15 protein-coding genes are annotated in these 16,077 nt (G+C 71.0%); 7 read left to right on the top strand and 8 right to left on the bottom strand.

The window, feature by feature from the left end:
* Positions 1 to 28: 28 nt before the first annotated feature.
* From AC07DI_RS08860 to AC07DI_RS08840, 5 genes are all read right to left on the bottom strand, one after another.
* Entirely contained in the window at positions 29 to 586 is a 558-nt protein-coding gene (locus AC07DI_RS08860) for a hypothetical protein (RefSeq protein ID WP_478903175.1), read from the bottom strand.
* Between the two features lie 279 nt (positions 587 to 865).
* On the bottom strand, positions 866 to 2,179 hold the full coding sequence (locus AC07DI_RS08855; protein WP_478903174.1) for an alpha/beta hydrolase: 1,314 nt from the start codon (positions 2,177 to 2,179) through the stop codon (positions 866 to 868).
* A 91-nt stretch (positions 2,180 to 2,270) separates the two neighbouring features.
* Positions 2,271 to 2,528, bottom strand: a complete 258-nt coding sequence (locus AC07DI_RS08850; protein ID WP_478903173.1) for a hypothetical protein — start codon at positions 2,526 to 2,528, stop codon at positions 2,271 to 2,273.
* A 70-nt stretch (positions 2,529 to 2,598) separates the two neighbouring features.
* Positions 2,599 to 3,363 carry a bestrophin-like domain gene (locus AC07DI_RS08845; RefSeq protein WP_478903171.1) on the bottom strand — a complete coding sequence of 255 codons (765 nt, stop codon included), beginning with the start codon at positions 3,361 to 3,363 and terminating at the stop codon, positions 2,599 to 2,601.
* A 15-nt stretch (positions 3,364 to 3,378) separates the two neighbouring features.
* A complete protein-coding gene (locus AC07DI_RS08840) occupies positions 3,379 to 3,507 on the bottom strand; it encodes a hypothetical protein (RefSeq protein ID WP_384246897.1) in 129 nt (42 codons plus the stop codon).
* Between the two features lie 125 nt (positions 3,508 to 3,632).
* On the opposite strand from AC07DI_RS08840, the gene AC07DI_RS08835 reads away from it, so the two are divergent.
* From AC07DI_RS08835 to AC07DI_RS08820, 4 genes are all read left to right on the top strand, one after another.
* Positions 3,633 to 3,770 carry a hypothetical protein gene (locus AC07DI_RS08835; RefSeq protein ID WP_478903170.1) on the top strand — a complete coding sequence of 46 codons (138 nt, stop codon included), beginning with the start codon at positions 3,633 to 3,635 and terminating at the stop codon, positions 3,768 to 3,770.
* 420 nt (positions 3,771 to 4,190) lie between these two features.
* On the top strand, positions 4,191 to 5,258 hold the full coding sequence (locus AC07DI_RS08830) for an SCO0930 family lipoprotein (protein ID WP_478903168.1): 1,068 nt from the start codon (positions 4,191 to 4,193) through the stop codon (positions 5,256 to 5,258).
* Between the two features lie 213 nt (positions 5,259 to 5,471).
* Complete coding sequence (locus AC07DI_RS08825) at positions 5,472 to 6,284, top strand: SAM-dependent methyltransferase (protein WP_384246890.1); 813 nt, start codon at positions 5,472 to 5,474, stop codon at positions 6,282 to 6,284.
* The gene (locus tag AC07DI_RS08820; RefSeq protein WP_384246888.1) at positions 6,281 to 8,416 is read left to right on the top strand and encodes a putative bifunctional diguanylate cyclase/phosphodiesterase; all 2,136 of its coding nucleotides are present in this window, start codon (positions 6,281 to 6,283) and stop codon (positions 8,414 to 8,416) included. Before AC07DI_RS08825 ends, AC07DI_RS08820 begins: the two co-directional genes overlap by 4 nt.
* 222 nt (positions 8,417 to 8,638) lie before the next feature.
* On the opposite strand, the gene AC07DI_RS08815 is transcribed toward AC07DI_RS08820, so the two are convergent.
* Positions 8,639 to 9,523, bottom strand: coding sequence for a LysR family transcriptional regulator (locus AC07DI_RS08815; RefSeq protein WP_478903166.1), 885 nt, complete (start codon positions 9,521 to 9,523; stop codon positions 8,639 to 8,641).
* Between the two features lie 95 nt (positions 9,524 to 9,618).
* Here AC07DI_RS08815 and AC07DI_RS08810 point away from each other — a divergent pair, with 95 nt between their 5' ends.
* The 3 genes from AC07DI_RS08810 to AC07DI_RS08800 are packed head-to-tail and all read left to right on the top strand — an operon-like array spanning position 9,619 to position 13,031.
* On the top strand, positions 9,619 to 10,326 hold the full coding sequence (locus AC07DI_RS08810; RefSeq protein ID WP_478903164.1) for a succinate dehydrogenase: 708 nt from the start codon (positions 9,619 to 9,621) through the stop codon (positions 10,324 to 10,326).
* 3 nt (positions 10,327 to 10,329) lie between these two features.
* Complete coding sequence (locus AC07DI_RS08805; RefSeq protein WP_384246880.1) at positions 10,330 to 12,288, top strand: fumarate reductase/succinate dehydrogenase flavoprotein subunit; 1,959 nt, start codon at positions 10,330 to 10,332, stop codon at positions 12,286 to 12,288.
* Complete coding sequence (locus AC07DI_RS08800; RefSeq protein ID WP_478903162.1) at positions 12,285 to 13,031, top strand: succinate dehydrogenase/fumarate reductase iron-sulfur subunit; 747 nt, start codon at positions 12,285 to 12,287, stop codon at positions 13,029 to 13,031. Before AC07DI_RS08805 ends, AC07DI_RS08800 begins: the two co-directional genes overlap by 4 nt.
* A 216-nt stretch (positions 13,032 to 13,247) precedes the next feature.
* On the opposite strand, the gene AC07DI_RS08795 is transcribed toward AC07DI_RS08800, so the two are convergent.
* Together AC07DI_RS08795 and AC07DI_RS08790 are read right to left on the bottom strand one after the other, a co-directional pair.
* The gene (locus AC07DI_RS08795) at positions 13,248 to 15,599 is read right to left on the bottom strand and encodes an ATP-binding cassette domain-containing protein (RefSeq protein WP_478903161.1); all 2,352 of its coding nucleotides are present in this window, start codon (positions 15,597 to 15,599) and stop codon (positions 13,248 to 13,250) included.
* Between the two features lie 134 nt (positions 15,600 to 15,733).
* Complete coding sequence (locus AC07DI_RS08790; protein WP_478903160.1) at positions 15,734 to 16,048, bottom strand: SH3 domain-containing protein; 315 nt, start codon at positions 16,046 to 16,048, stop codon at positions 15,734 to 15,736.
* Positions 16,049 to 16,077 lie beyond the last annotated feature (29 nt).

Here is a 16,077-nt window from a genome sequence, read left to right as displayed (position 1 = left end):
CTGGAGACGTCCCGGGGGCGGAGTGCTGTCAGGAGTGGTCCCCGCCGGTGCGGCGGCGCATCTTGTAGTACGCGGTGCCGACGGTGCCCAGGATCAGGGCGCCGCCGAGGGCGATCTCGTGCAGGTCGAATCCGCCGAGGCTGCCACCGGTGCCGGCCTTGACGCCCTTGTGGGCGTGGTGATCCGGGTGGTGGGTGTTGTTGGGGTGGTGGCTGTTGTTGTCGGGACGACCCGTGGCGATGGTGAGGTCGGTCTTGTCGCTGCCCGGGTTGCTGCCGTTGCAGGTGAACGTGACCTCGTACGTCGCACCCGGCTTGGCGTCCCAGAACACCTGGGCGGTGGCGGACTTCTGCCCCTTGGGAATGGTGGTGTCGTCGAAGACGCCGGAGGTGACCTTCGTCTCGCCGTCGCATCCGTCGACGTTGAGGGTGACCTGGCCGCCCGCGGCGATCGTCGTCGGGGTGACGCTGAAGCCGAAAGCGGTCACGTTCTCCTCGCCGAGGACGGCCGCGGTCGCGGCGGGGGCCGTCACGGCGAGTGCGGAAGCGGTGAGCAGAGCGGCCGAGGCGATGCGTATCGCGCTCATGGTGGATCCTCCGGGTCCCCGAGGAGCAAGCGGCGGACTCTTCTTCCGCTGACATCTGAAATGCACCTCGATGTCCGAAACGCTAGGTACGGAGCCGTGGCACCGCGATCCGTGTCGCGCGAACGGGTCAAACGGGTGGGCCGGTCGGGCGAACGGGGCGGCGCGGCGTCGCGGATTGGGCCCGGCGGTGTGGTGGGGCTCTCCGGTAGGGGGACGGGGCGGCTTGGGCCCAGCGGCTCAGCTCCCGTGCTTCAGCGCCGCGTCAGGACCTCGGCGCGGTCAGCGCCCCAGGGGCGTCAGGCCGATGTGCGACGCCAGCCACGGGAGCTGCTTCTCCAGGCCGGGACGCCACACCTGCCAGCTGTGCCCGCCCGGCACTTCCACGAGCTCGGCCTTCATCCCGGCCTTCCTCGCCGCCGCGTACACCGTGAGCGCCTGCGGACGGTACGTCGAGTCGTCGGTCCCCGCGACGAACGCCCCGGCCGTGTCCGGGAACCTCCGCCGCGCCATCACGTCGACCGGGTTGACCTTCTCGAACGCGGCTTCGTCCCCGCCGAACGCCGCGTCCACGGTCTTCTCGCGGCCCCCGAGCGTCGGCTCGTCCTGGCCCGAGATGTCGAGGAAGGTGCCATAGACCTCCGGCGCGTTGACCGCCAGCTGCAGGGCGCAGGTGCCGCCGTTGGAAAGCCCGGAGACCGCCCGGTGCGCGCGGCCCGTGGCCGTCTGCAGATGGTCCGCCGCCCAGGCCGGGACGTCCTCGGCGAGATACGTCTGCACCTTGCCGAGCCGGGAGTCCATGCACAGCGGATTGTCGAAGGAGGAGCCCAGCGGGTCGACGACGAGGACGACCGGCGCGAGACCGCCGTGCCGGCTGGCGAAGTCGTCCATCATGTCCGGCAGCTGACCGGAGGTGATCCAGTCCTGCGGGGAGCCCGGCTGCCCGGCCATCAGGACGAGTACGGGCAGCAACGGGCGGGGCGAGGCGCGGTAGGCCGGGGGCAGGTAGACGTACGCGTCACGGGCCTTGAACCCCGACTTCGCGCCGGGGATCGAGGTGGTCGACACGGTGCCCTTGGCGGGCAGCCCGGCCGGCGCCTTCCACACCTCGGACAGCGCTTTGCCCGCGGGCACGTCGAGTGTCGGCTCCTTCCTGCCCGTGGCGTCCTTGAGGCTGATGGTGCCCTGGGGGCCCAGCATGGTCCGCGGGGTCGGGTAGTTGTCGTAGTGGATGTTCACCTCGGAAAGTCCGAGGACCACGACGAGCAGGCCCGCGGACAGGGCGCCCGCGCGGCCGGGCCACCGCAGCGTCGGCAGTCGGCAGAGGGCCAGGCAGACGCCGAGGATCGCGACGCCGGTCCACACCACCACGTCGACGGGGAGTTTGTCGGGGAAGGGCTGCCACCAGTCGTCGACGGTGAGCTGGACCAGAAGGGTCAGGATCGCCGCCGTCACGGCGGCGAGCGGGAGCAGCCGGGTCCGCCAGCGGCGGTCGCGGGAGAAGAGGAGGGCGGCGAGTGCCAGGCCGCCGAGAATCCGCACGACGAGCGGAACCGCCCCGTCGACCAGCGACCAGTCCAGCGGCCCGGCGGCCATCGGCACCTCCACCCGGCACACGTCACCTGCCGGTTCACGCAAACCTTAACAAGGAGGGCGAACGTGGCAAATCGGGCGACGTGCGGGTCTCTCAGCGGTCTGTCCGGTCCGTCTGGTCCGTCTGGTCCGTCCGGTCCGTCCGGTCCGGCCACCCGTGCGCTCCGCCGCGCCATTCGACGAGATGCGGGTCGTCGAGCGCGATGTCGGCCTCGCCGATGCCGGCGCGCCGCAGGAACCCCGTGAGGCCCGCGTCGCTGCGGGCGACGCCGACGTCCTCTCCGCGCACGGTGACCCGTCGCCCGCCGTCGGCGGCGGGCGGGTGGACGATGATCGGTGACTGCCAGGCCATGGCACCAGGGTGCGCCGAACAAAAGCGCGGCGCAGCACGGATGCCGATACGGGCCCGAAGGTGGCCGGGATCAGCCACTCAGTCCGGGGAACAACAGGTGGAACGGTTCCGCTGTCGCCGCGACGCCGCGGCTGTAGGGCGCGTCGAGGTCCCAGATGAGGAAGAGCAGGAAGGCGAACAGGGCGGAGAAGAGACCCGCCAGGATGAGTTCGCGCGGGGTGCGGCGAATTTGCAGGGCGAAGATCATGCCGATGGTGACGAACCCTCCGATGATGAGACCGAACCAGACCACGCCGGGCATGGTCGCCCCCGTACTGTCCGCGCGGGCGCTGCGCGCGTCGTCCGCGGCCGCCACCGCGTCGACCAGCGGCTGGTAGGCCTGCGCCTCGTAGTCCGACTTCGGCTCGTAGTCCGTCACGTCGTGCCGGACGCGGGCCAGCAACTGCGCACCACGGTCGGTGAGTTCACCCTTGTCCTTCATGGTGTCCCACTCCGTGGTGACGACATGGCTGACATAGGCGTGGACGTCGGCGCGGATCTGGCCCCGTACCTCCTCGGGCCAGACCCGCGACCGCTCCGAGACCTCGTGCAGGGCCTGGGCCTCGAGGCGTACGTGCTCCTGTGCGGCGCCCCGCGCCTCCCAGGCACCCGCGATGGCCAGGCCAAGGACGATGGCGTACACGACGCCGATCATCATCGTCATGTACTCGATGACGTCGGGCGTCTCCGACGCGTCGTAGTCCTCGCCGGTCGTGCGGTGGCGAAGCAGGGTCACGACGAGCACGACGGCGCACACGACGACCATCGCGAGGGTGAGAACAAGCCATTCCGACATGGAAACCTCCGGCGGTCAGCGCGGGCGGAGCGCGGCGACGGCGAGCACCGCGGGCGCCGTGATGAGCAGGGTGAGCGAGACGAGGGGTGGACCGTGGCGGGGCTGCTGCCCGCGCGACGGGGCGTGGTACGCCGGATATGACACGGATGAGGCCGACGGAGTGGGCCGGGGGGTGACGGACGGCTTGGGTTCGGGTTTCGGCTCGCTGGCCGGCGGCGCGGGCGGCGGAGGCGGTGGCGTGGGCCGGACGGGCGGCGCGGGGGCCGGCGGTGGAGGCGGCTTGGGAGCGGGCGGTGGCGGAGGCGGAGGCGGCGGTGGTGGCGGTGGTGGGGGAGCAGGCGGTGGTGGAGGTGGTGGGGGCGGTGGGGGAGGCTTCGGGTGATGTGTGGGACCGGCGTGGCAGTTGACGCCGTCGCCCGCGACGGCCACCGAGCCGCCGCCCGAAGCGCTGCCGCCCTGAGTGATCGAAGCGTAGGCGCAGTCGTCGGCGGAGGCCGCGCCGAGGGCCGAAGAGGCACCGAGCAGCAAGGCCAGCGCCATGAGCGCCAACACGCGTGTGACTAGGGGTGACAAGGCCCGCGAAGTTCGATGCACGACGGGGAGCATGGGCAGTGCACGGCCCCGCCACGCCGCCGAAGCCCCTGATTGACCCGAAGGGGGGATCTGTCTCCGTCAGGGTTTGACGGCGCGCACCCCTCGCTCCGGCGGCGTCCTCGGCAAAGAATCTTGCGCCCCGGCTGAACGGCGCGGTGGCTCCCGCCCGTACCTAGGGCCATGTGTGACGCAATCGGGCGCCACAACACCTCTGTGAACAGTGGGAGTCAAGGATGCTGCATCCAAGTGGGGTTTCCCCCCGGGCCTGGCGGAGCGCCTCACTCGTAGCGACAGCCGCGGCCCTGCTGGCGCTGACGACGGCGTGCGGCCAGGAGAAGGGCGACCAGTCCCCGAACGGGCAGAACGTGGGCAACCAGGCGCCCGCGAAGGACGGCGGCTACGGCGCGGACGACGGCTACGGCGCGGACGACGGCTACGGCGCGGACGACGGCTACGGCGCGGACGACGGCTACGGCGCGGACGACGGCTACGGCGCGGACTCCGACGCCGCCGACAAGGACGCCGTCGGCGAGGGCGCGGGCGCCAAGGCCAAGCCCGCCGGGCAACTCGCCGTGTGGGACAGCAAGAAGCTGGGCAAGGTCGTCACCGACAACGCGGGCTTCACCCTCTACCGCTTCGACAAGGACACCGCCCAGCCGCCCAAGTCCAACTGCGACGCCGCCTGCCTGAAGACCTGGCCCGCCGTCGCGGCGGGCGGCGCCAAGGCCGCTCCGGGCGTCGACGCCTCCCTGCTCGGTGAGGTCACCGCCGCCGACGGCACCAAGCAGCTGACCGTCGACGGCTGGCCGATGTACCGGTACGCACGGGACACCAAGCCCGGCGACGCCAAGGGGCAGGGAGTGGGCGGCACTTGGTACGCGGCGGCCCCCGACGGCAAGAAGGCCGCGCCCCCGGCGGCCGGGGCGGCTCCCGTCGACCCGGCAGGACTCTCCACCCGCAAGGACCCGAAACTCGGCGAGATCGTCGTCGACAAGAACGGCATGACCGTCTACCGCTTCACCAAGGACTCGGCCTGGCCGATCAAGTCGGCGTGCACCGGCGCCTGCCTCCAGAAGTGGTCCGTCGTGGCTCCCGTGGCCAAGAGCGACACTCGAGGAATCCTCGAGAAGGGCTTCATGGTCTTCAACCGGCCCGACGGCGAGAAGCAGCAGACGATCAACTGCTGGCCGCTGTACACCTTCGGCGGCGACAAGAAGCCCGGAGACACCAACGGCCAGGGCGTGGGCGGGACTTGGTACGCGGCGAGCCCCCAGGGCAAGCCGGTGGGCGCCGCAGGCTAGCCCGCCCGGGCGCATGGACAGACCGGCCCGTCTCCTCCCATATCACAGGGAGGGGGCGGGCCGTTCCCCGGTGCGGGACACGGCACTTGCCAAAGGCAGTGACCGAGAACGGACGGCCAATTTCCGTTTTGACTCGCTCCCTTGGCGGACGATCAGTAGCCTCACCCTCGAACACCGGATCGTCTGCGTCACCCCCTACGCCTTGGAGTCTTGATGGAGCGTCCCGCCTGGGCCCCGCTTGGCATCGACATCTCGATGCCCAGCGTCTCCCGCATCTACGACTACTACCTGGGCGGTTCGCACAACTTCGAGGTGGACCGGGAGGCGGCCCGCAAGGCGATGGAGTTCATGCCGGGGCTGCCGAAGATCATGCAGGCCAACCGGGCCTTCATGCGGCGCGCGGTGCGGTACGCCGTCGACCAGGGCGTCACCCAGTTCCTCGACATCGGCTCCGGCATCCCGACGTTCGGCAACGTCCACGAGGTGGCCCGGCAGGCCAGCCCCGACGCCCGCGTCGTCTACGTGGACCACGACCCGGTCGCCGTGGCGCACAGCCGGGCCGTTCTCGACGGCACCGAGGGGACCGGGGCCGTCACCGGCGACCTGCGCGCGCCCCGGGACATTCTGGGCAGTCCGGAAGTCGCCACGGTCCTCGACCTGGACCGCCCGGTCGCTCTTCTCCTCGTCGCCGTCCTGCACTTCGTCGAGGACGCGTACGATCCTTACGCGGCGGTCGCCGAGCTGCGGGACGCAACTGCGCCCGGCAGCCTCGTCGTGGTCAGCCACGCCTCGTACGAGGGGGTTCCCGTTCCCCCCGAACAGGCCGGGCGGACGGTCGGTGTATACAAGGACATCCGCAATCCACTGATCATGCGCTCGCGCGACGCGATCGCGCGGTTCTTCGAGGGATACGACATGGTGGAACCCGGCCTGGTGCCGATGCCGCACTGGCGGCCCGACACTGCGCCCGAGGAGGAGGATCCCTACTCCTTCTCGGGATTCGCGGGCGTGGGACGCAAGCGTTGAGCGGCGAGCAGGACGGACCCGAGGGAAGACTCCGCCGGTTCGCCACCATCTGGAGCCGGGCGATCTTTCCCGTGACGGCGACCTCGCTGACCCGTCCCGAGTTCGAGCAGCAACTGGTGCCGCTCGCCCGGCGGTTGAGCGAAGCGCTGCGGGAGCGGGTCTTCGACTCGGCGAAGAGCCAGGGCATCGGTGCCGCGCTCGTCGGCACGCACTGCACGGACCCAGAGGCCCTCAGCCGGACGCTCGACTGCGTCGACGCCTATCTGGTCCTGTACTGCGGCGGTGAAGGACCCCGCGAGGAGCTGCGCGCCCGCTCCGCGCGGATCCAGCACGCGATGGCCGCGGGCTTCGCCCAGGCGCTGCGCGAGCGCACGCTTGCCGAGCAGGAGGCGATCTCCCGGGCCGCCCTGAGCGCCCGCAGCGCCGTCGCCGAGGCCCTGCACGCCAGCGAGGCGCGGTTCCGTGCCGTCTTCCACGGCGCCGCGATCGGCATCGGCATCGCGGACCTCGACGGCACGGTCCTGGAGGTCAACGACGCGCTGATCCGCATGTTCGGCGGCCTGGAGCACCAGCTGCGCGGGCGCAACGTGGGGGAGTGGACACACCCCGACGACTCACCCCACGTCTGGAAGCTGTACGAGGAACTGGTGCGCGGGGACCGTGAGCACTACCGCGTGGAGAAGGCCTTCTACCGCCCCGACGGCACGGTCCTGTGGACCAACCTGACCGTCTCCCTGCTGCGCGACGCGGACGGCGCCCCGCAGTACCAGCTGGCCCTGATGGAGGACACCACCGAGCGACGGCTCCTCAATCTCCGCCTGCGGTACGAGGCCACGCACGACGCGCTCACCGGACTGCCCAACCGCACCCTGTTCTTCGAGCGCCTGGAGAAGGCGCTCGCGGCGGGCGGAACCGCCCGGTTCGGGCTGTGCTACCTCGACCTCGACGGCTTCAAGACCGTCAACGACAGCCTCGGTCACGCGGCCGGCGACCGGCTGCTCGTCGAGGTCGCCGACCGGCTGCAGTCCTGCGCGACCGCCCCCGGCGAGATGGTGGCCCGGCTCGGCGGCGACGAGTTCGTGGCGCTCACCACGGGCCCCGACACCGAGACCGAGGTGGACGAGCTCGCCGGCCGCATCATGAACGCGCTCGCCGCCCCGATCCGCGTCGACGGACGCGAGCTGACCGTGCGCGGCAGCATCGGCATCGTCGAGGGCGCGGCGGGCGAGCGCGGCGCCGCGGAAGTCCTGCGCAGCGCCGACATCACGATGTACCGCGCCAAGTCCGCGGGCGGCAACCGCTACGAACTCGCCGACCCCGAGGCCGACGCCCGCGCCATCACCCGGCACGGCCTGACCACCGCGCTGCCCGCCGCCCTGGAACGCGGCGAGTTCTTCATCGAGTACCAGCCCCTCGTGCACCTCGGCGACGGCAGTGTGCGCGGCGCCGAGGCGCTGGTGCGCTGGCTGCACCCGCAGCACGGCGTCATCGGCCCGGACCGCTTCATCCCGCTCGCCGAGCACACCGGCCTGATCGTGCCGCTGGGGCGCTGGGTCCTCGAGGAGTCCGTGCGCCAGGCCCGCCTGTGGGAGGCCCGGCACAGCGGGGCCGGACCGCTGCGCGTCAACGTCAACCTCTCGCCGATGCAGCTCACCCACCCGGGCCTTGTCTCCGACACGGTCGACATCCTGGAGCGCGAGGGCCTCGAGCCGGGCGCGCTCTGCCTGGAGGTCACCGAGTCCGCGCTGATAGGAGCCGACGACGACCTGCTCAAGCCGTTGCGCAGGCTCGCCGAGATGGGCGTGGACATCGCGCTCGACGACTTCGGCACGGGCTACTCCAACCTCGCCAACCTGAGGCGCCTGCCGGTGAGCGTGCTCAAGCTCGACCGCTCGTTCACCCAGGGCATGCAGCACTTCCCCGCCGACCCCGTCGACCTGAAGATCGTCGAGGGGATCGTCGCGCTGGCCCACAGCCTCGACCTCGCGGTCACCGTCGAGGGCGTCGAGACGGGCGCCCAGGCGGACCAGTTGCGGGAGCTCGGCTGCGATACGGCCCAGGGCTGGTACTACGCGCGGCCCGGCCCGCCGGACCGGTTGCACGAACTGGCACTGGCGGACGCGACCGGCTGACCGCCGGGGCGGGTGCGGGGATTCAGAGCCTGTCTTTGAACCCCCGTCTGCGCAGCGGCGCCCGGCACGCGCCCTCGGCGCACGGAGTCCCAGGACAGGTGGCTCCGCCACATGACCTGGGACTCCGCACACCGATCGCACGCACCGAACACCGCTGCGCCCGCGCTTCGCGCGGACGACGGGGGTTCAAAGACAGGCTCTCAAAGCTCCAAGGACAGGCTCTCAGGGCAGGTCGCGCTCCAGCAGCATCCGCTGGAGTTCCCGCGCCGCGCGCGGCGGCGCCACGTCGCTGCGGTGGGCGAGCGCGATCGTGCGGTGCAGGCTCGGCCTGGCCAGCGGCGTCATCCGCAGGTCGGGCCCCGACCGCTCCGCGACCATGCGCGGCACGACCGCCACGCCAAGACCGGCCCGTACGAAGCCGAGCGCCGCGTCCATCTCCCCGCCCTCGACCGCGAACTCCGGCTCGAACCCCTCGGCGCGGCAGGCGGCGACGGTCAGCTCCCGCAGGTCGTAGCCGTGCCGGAACATCACGAGGCGCTCGCCCTGGAGATCGGCGATGCGCACCGCGTCACCGAGGCGGCGCGCGTGCGGCGCCGACACCACGACCAGGTCCTCGCGCAGCAGCTCGACGGTGGTGAGGGCCGGTGAGGGGCTGGGCAGCGGAAGCACCACGAGGGCCAGATCCAGCGCGCCGCGCGCCAGTTCGCGTACCAGATCGTGGGAGCCACCCTCCTCGATGAGGAGCTGGATGCCGGGGTGCCGGTCGTGGAAGGCGCGCAGGACGTCGGGGAGCAGCCCCGTGCACACGCTCGGCGTCGCCCCGAGGCGGATCCGGCCCCGGCGCAGCTGCGCCAGCTCCTGCACCTCGATCCGGGCGGTGTCCGCGTCGGCGAGGATCCGGCGGGCCAGCGGCAGCAGTGCCTCACCGGCGTCGGTGAGGGTGATGTTGCCGCGCGCGCGGCTGAACAGCTCCGCGCCCAGCTCCCTCTCCAGTGCCCGGATCTGCTGGGAGAGCGACGGCTGGGAGACATGGACCTCCTCCGCGGCCCGCGTGAAGTGCCGGGTCTCGGCGACGGCGACGAAGTAGTGCAGCTGCTGGAATTGCATACACGTACGGTACGTGGGTCGATAGGCTCAGACTATGGAGTTGAGCTGATCCATGTCTTGGACCGATCGGGACTCTCGGCCATAGCGTCTCTGTCATGGCTCTGGCAACGCGGACGGACAAACGGCCGTCCATGACCCGCACGCTCTGGGACTCCACCATCGGCAAGAAGACGGTGATGGCGGTCAGCGGCTTGATCATGCTGCTCTATCTGTTCCTGCACATGTTCGCCAACCTGAAGATCTTCTTCGGCCCGGCGGAGATCAACGAGTACGCGCACTGGCTCCGCACCCTCGGCGAGCCCTTCATGCACTACGAATGGACGCTCTGGCTGGTCCGCGCGGTGCTCGTCGTCGCCGTCGTCGCGCACGCCACGTCCGCGTACCAGCTGAGCCGCCGCGACATCAGGGCGCGCCCCACCCAGTACGTGCACAAGCGGCGCGAGGCGAGCTTCGCGACCCGCACCATGCGCTGGGGCGGCATCATCATCGCGCTGTTCATCGTCTGGCACGTCCTCGACCTGACGACCGGCACCGTGCACCCCGGCACCTACGAGCACCTGCACCCGTACCAGAACGTCATCGACACCTTCTCCACCTGGTACAGCAACGTCGTCTACATCGTCGCCGTGGTCGCCGTCGGCTTCCACGTGCGGCACGGACTGTGGAGCGCGGCGCAGACCCTGGGCGTGGGCACCGCGACCCGCAACCGCGTCCTCAAGCCTCTCGCCAACGGCCTCGCCCTCGTGCTGACCGTGGGCTTCGTCTCCGTACCCGTGGCCGTCATGACCGGACTGGTGAGCTGACCCATGAACTACTCCAGTGAGTACTCCGCGTACACGACGGGAGAGCCGCTCGTCGACGCCAAGGCCCCCTCGGGGCCGATCGCCGAGCGCTGGGACACCCGCCGCTTCCAGGCGAAGCTGGTCAACCCCGCCAACCGGCGCAAGCACACCGTGATCGTCGTCGGCACCGGCCTGGCAGGCGGCTCCGCCGGAGCCACCCTCGCCGAACAGGGCTACCACGTCGTGCAGTTCTGCTACCAGGACTCACCGCGCCGCGCCCACTCCATCGCCGCGCAGGGCGGCATCAACGCCGCGAAGAACTACCGCAACGACGGTGACTCGGTCCACCGGCTCTTCTACGACACCGTCAAGGGCGGCGACTTCCGCGCCCGCGAGTCCAACGTCCACCGCCTCGCGCAGATCTCGGTGGAGATCATCGACCAGTGCGTCGCGCAGGGCGTGCCGTTCGCCCGCGAGTACGGCGGCCTCCTCGACACCCGCTCCTTCGGCGGCGTCCAGGTCTCCAGGACGTTCTACGCGCGCGGCCAGACGGGGCAGCAGCTCCTGCTCGGCGCGTACCAGGCGCTCAGCCGCCAGATCGCCGCGGGCAACGTGGAGATGCACCCCCGTACCGAGATGCTCGACGTCATCGTGGTCGACGGGCGGGCGCGCGGCATCGTCGCCCGCGACCTGATCACCGGCAAGATCGAGACGTACTTCGCGGACGCCGTGGTCCTCGCATCCGGCGGCTACGGCAACGTCTTCTACCTGTCGACCAACGCCATGAACTCCAACGCCACCGCCGTCTGGCGGGCCCACCGGCGCGGGGCGTACTTCGCCAACCCCTGCTTCACGCAGATTCACCCCACCTGCATCCCGCGCACCGGCGACCACCAGTCCAAGCTGACGCTGATGAGCGAGTCGCTGCGCAACGACGGACGGATCTGGGTGCCCAAGGCCAAGGGCGACGACCGCCCGGCGAACCAGATCCCCGAGGACGAGCGCGACTACTACCTGGAGCGCATCTACCCCTCCTTCGGCAACCTCGTGCCCCGCGACATCGCCTCCCGCGCCGCCAAGAACGTGTGCGACGAGGGCAGGGGAGTGGGGCCCGGCGGGCAGGGCGTCTACCTCGACTTCGCCGACGCGATCCGGCGGATGGGAAGGAAGAAGGTCGAGGAGAAGTACGGCAACCTCTTCGACATGTACGAGCGGATCACCGCGGAGAACCCGTACGAGGTGCCGATGCGGATCTACCCCGCCGTGCACTACACGATGGGCGGCCTCTGGGTCGACTACGACCTCCAGACCACCGTCCCCGGGCTCTTCGCCGTCGGCGAGGCCAACTTCTCCGACCACGGCGCCAACCGGCTCGGCGCGAGCGCCCTCATGCAGGGCCTCGCCGACGGCTACTTCGTGCTGCCGTCCACCATCAACGACTACCTCGCCCGCAACCCGCACAAGGACGAGGTGGACGACGGCCACCCGGTCGTGCAGGAGGTGCTCGCCGAGACCGAGGACCGCCTCAACCTGCTCCTGTCCGTCGACGGCGACCGCACCCCCGACTCCTTCCACCGAGAACTCGGCGAGGTCATGTGGGAGTTCTGCGGCATGGCGCGCACCGAGACGGGCCTTCGCAAGGCCCTGGAGCGCATCCCGCAGATCCGCGAGGAGTTCTGGCGCCGCATCAAGGTGCCCGGCACCGGCGAGGAGTTCAACCAGTCCCTGGAGAAGGCGAACCGCATCGTCGACTACCTCGAACTCGCCGAGCTGATGTGCCTCGACGCCCTGCACCGCGCCGAATCCTGCGGCGGCCACTTCCGCGAGGAGTCGCAGACCCCGGACGGCGAGGCGGCGCGGGTGGACGAGGAGTTCTCGTACGCCGCCGCCTGGGAGTTCACCGCCACCGGCGCCGCCCCCGTCCTGCACAAGGAAGACCTCGTCTTCGAGTACGTCCACCCCACTCAGCGGAGCTACGCATGAAGCTCACCCTGCGCGTCTGGCGCCAGAAGAACGCCGACGCCGACGGCGCGATGTCCACCTACGAAGTGGACGGCATCTCCAGCGACATGTCGTTCCTGGAAATGCTCGACACCCTCAACGAAGAGCTCATCGTCAAGGGCGACGACCCCGTCGCCTTCGACCACGACTGCCGCGAGGGCATCTGCGGCGCCTGCTCGCTCGTCATCAACGGCGACGCGCACGGCCCCGAGCGCACCACCACCTGCCAGCTGCACATGCGGTCCTTCGAGGACGGCGACACCATCGACATCGAGCCGTGGCGCGCCTCGGCCTTCCCGGTCGTCAAGGACCTGGTCGTGGACCGCTCGGCCTTCGACCGGATCATCCAGTCCGGCGGCTACATCAGCGCGCCGACCGGCTCCGCGCCCGAGGCGCACGCCACGCCCGTGCCCAAGCCGGACGCCGACTCCGCGTTCGAGCACGCCGAGTGCATCGGCTGCGGGGCGTGCGTGGCGGCCTGCCCCAACGGTTCCGCCATGCTGTTCACCTCGGCCAAGGTCAACCACCTGAACGTCCTGCCGCAGGGCGCGCCCGAGCGCGAGATGCGGGTCCTGGACATGGTGGCGCAGATGGACGCGGAGGGGTTCGGCGGCTGCACGCTGACCGGTGAGTGCGCGACCGCGTGCCCGAAGGGCATTCCGCTGCCGTCCATCGCGGCGATGAACAAGGAGTGGTTGCGGGCCACCCGGAAGGTCGGCCGGTAGGTGCGCGGGTAAGTGGGGGACCGCGGGGCGTCCGTGGCTTGTCGCGCGGTTCCCCGCGCCTACGGCTTCGGCGAGGACACCGTCTACCTCAGCCCCGCCCCGATCTGCCACGCGGCGCCCCTGCGGTTCTGCGGTGTGGTGACCTCGCTCGGCGGCACCGTCGTCCCGAACCCGTCACGGCCCACCGAACCGAACTTGCCCCCGCTCCCCGCCCGCCTAACGCCCCCGCGCTCCCCGCGCGCGAGCCAGATACGGCGCCGTCCTGCTGCCCTCGGCGCCCGCCACCCGCGCCGGGGTGCCGGCCGCCACGACCAGGCCGCCCCGGTCGCCGCCGCCGGGACCGAGGTCGATCACCCAGTCCGCGCCCGCCACGACCGCCATGTCGTGCTCGACGACGACCACGGAGTTTCCGCCGTCGACCAGTTCGTGCAGGCGGTGCGTGAGGACCTCGACGTCGGCCGGGTGCAGGCCCGTCGTCGGCTCGTCGAGGAGGTAGAGCGTGTGGCCCCGCCTGACGCGCTGCAACTCGCCCGCCAGCTTGATGCGTTGGGCCTCGCCGCCCGACAGCTCCGTGGCGGGCTGGCCGAGCCGCAGATAGCCGAGGCCGATGTCGAGGAGTGTGCGCAGGCTGCGTACGACGGTCGGGGTGTCGGCGAAGAAGTCCGCGGCGGCCTCGACGGTCAGGTCGAGCACCTCGGCGATGTTCCTTCCCCGGTACGTCACTTCGAGCGTCTCGGGGTTGTAGCGGGCGCCCCCGCAGGCCGGGCAGGGCGCGTAGGTGCTCGGCAGGAAGAGCAGCTCGACACTGACGAAACCCTCGCCCTGGCAGGTCTCGCAGCGCCCGCCCGCCACGTTGAAGGAGAAGCGGCCCACGCCGTAGCCGCGTTCCTTCGCCGTGTCCGTGGCCGCGAAGACCTTGCGTACGACGTCGAAGAGGCCGGTGTAGGTGGCCAGGTTGGAGCGGGGCGTGCGCCCGATCGGCTTCTGGTCGACGCGGACGAGACGGCCGACGCCCGCGAGGTCCTCGGTGATCTCGCCGACGAGTGTGGACTTCCCCGAACCCGACACGCCCGTGACGGCGGTGAAGGCGCCGAGAGGGATCTCCGCCGTCACCTCGCTCAGGTTGTGCCGGGTCACCGGACCGAGCTTCAACCAGCCCTGCGGGGACCGGACTTCACGCTCCGGAGCGGGTTCCTGGCCGAAGAGGAAACGGGCCGTCGCCGACTCGCGGACCTCGGCGAGCTCCGCCACCGGGCCGCTGTGCAGCACCCGCCCGCCGTGCTCGCCCGCCCGCGGGCCGACGTCGACGAGCCAGTCCGCGTGGCGCACGACATCGAGGTGGTGCTCCACGACGAAGACCGAGTTGCCCGCCTCCTTGAGCCGGTCGAGCACCGTCAACAAGGCTTCCGTGTCCGCCGGATGGAGTCCTGCCGACGGCTCGTCCAGGACGTACACCACGCCGAAGAGCCCCGAGCGCAGCTGGGTCGCGAGGCGCAGGCGCTGGAGTTCGCCCGCCGAGAGCGTGGGCGTGGCGCGGTCGGGGCTGAGGTAGCCGAGACCGAGCTCGGTGACGGTCGCGATACGGGCGATCAGGTCCCCGGTAAGGACACGGGCCGTCTCCGAATCGTCCGCGGCGCCCGCGAGGACGTCGGCGAGGTCGGAGAGCGGCAGCGCGGCAAGCTCCGCGATCGTGTGGCCCGCGAAGGTGACGGCCAGCGCCTCCGGACGCAGCCTGCTGCCGCCGCACGCCGGACACGGCGCGCTCGCCAGGAACCGCTCGGCCTTGGCGCGCAGCGACTGGCTCTTGGAGTCAGCGAAGGTCTTCAGGACGTAGCGCCGGGCGCTCATGTACGTGCCCTGGTAGGGGCGGTGGATGCGTCCTGCGTCGCGCACCGGGTGCACGGTCACCACCGGCTGCTCGTCCGTGAACAGGATCCAGTCGCGGTCCCGCTGCGACAACTCGCGCCACGGCCGGTCCACGTCGTACCCGAGGGCGTCGAGCACGTCCCGCAGGTTCTTGCCCTGCCAGGCACCGGGCCAGGCCGCGACGGCGCCCTCGCGGATGGACAGCGACGGATCCGGCACCAGGAGCTCTTCCGTCGTGCGGTGCACCCGGCCAAGACCGTGGCACTCGGGGCACGCGCCGGCCGCCGTGTTCGGCGAGAAGGCATCCGAGTCGAGCCGCTCGGCGCCCGCCGGATAGCGGCCCGCGCGGGAGAAGAGCATCCGCAGGGAGTTGGAGAGCGTGGTGACGGTGCCGACGGAGGAGCGCGAGGTGGGCGCCGAGCGGCGCTGCTGGAGCGAGACGGCGGGCGGCAGACCGGTGACCTCGCCGACCTTCGGCGCGCCCACCTGATGGATCAGCCGCCGGGCGTACGGCGCGACGGACTCGAAGTAGCGCCGCTGGGCCTCGGCGTAGACGGTCCCGAACGCGAGCGACGACTTCCCCGAGCCGGAGACGCCCGTGAAGACCACGAGTACGTCACGCGGAATGTCCACGTCGACGCCTTGGAGGTTGTGCTCGCGGGCACCCCGGACGCGTACGAACGGGTCGTGGGGGCTGTGCATGAGGGGCTCCGTACGCGGCTCGGGGACAAACCCCACAATTCTAGGGTGCGGGGGAACGCGCGAGCCGGGGGGCCGGGGGAACGGAGAGCCGCGAGCGATCACACGCGCGGCACTCCGCTTCCAGCAGCAGGACTTCAGCAGTCCAAGTAGGAGACGTGAATCCACACGCCGGTGCGCCCTCCCCATAGGTCACCCTTGATCCAGCTTCCCTCTCGGCCCTGTGCGTTCATCTTCTGACCCCTGTTCACCTGACCCAGGACCGGGTACTGGGCGCCCGGTCCGCCGCGGTAGTTGACGCCGTTGTCATTGACCGTGCAGACCATGCCCTGGACAGCGGCCGGGGCGTCGGTCCGGGGGATGTCGGCCGAGGCGGTGGTGACCGCTGCCCCTGCGACGAGGGTGAGAACCGTTGCCGCGGTCACAGCCGCCGCGCGAATGGTCTTGAGCATCTGGTGTCCTTCCAGGAGAGATCAGACGC

The sequence above is a fragment of the Streptomyces sp. NPDC044106 genome (assembly GCF_056433985.1).
The sequence above is the reverse complement of the archived record's forward strand: the minus strand, read 5'-3'. Positions and strand labels throughout refer to the sequence as shown.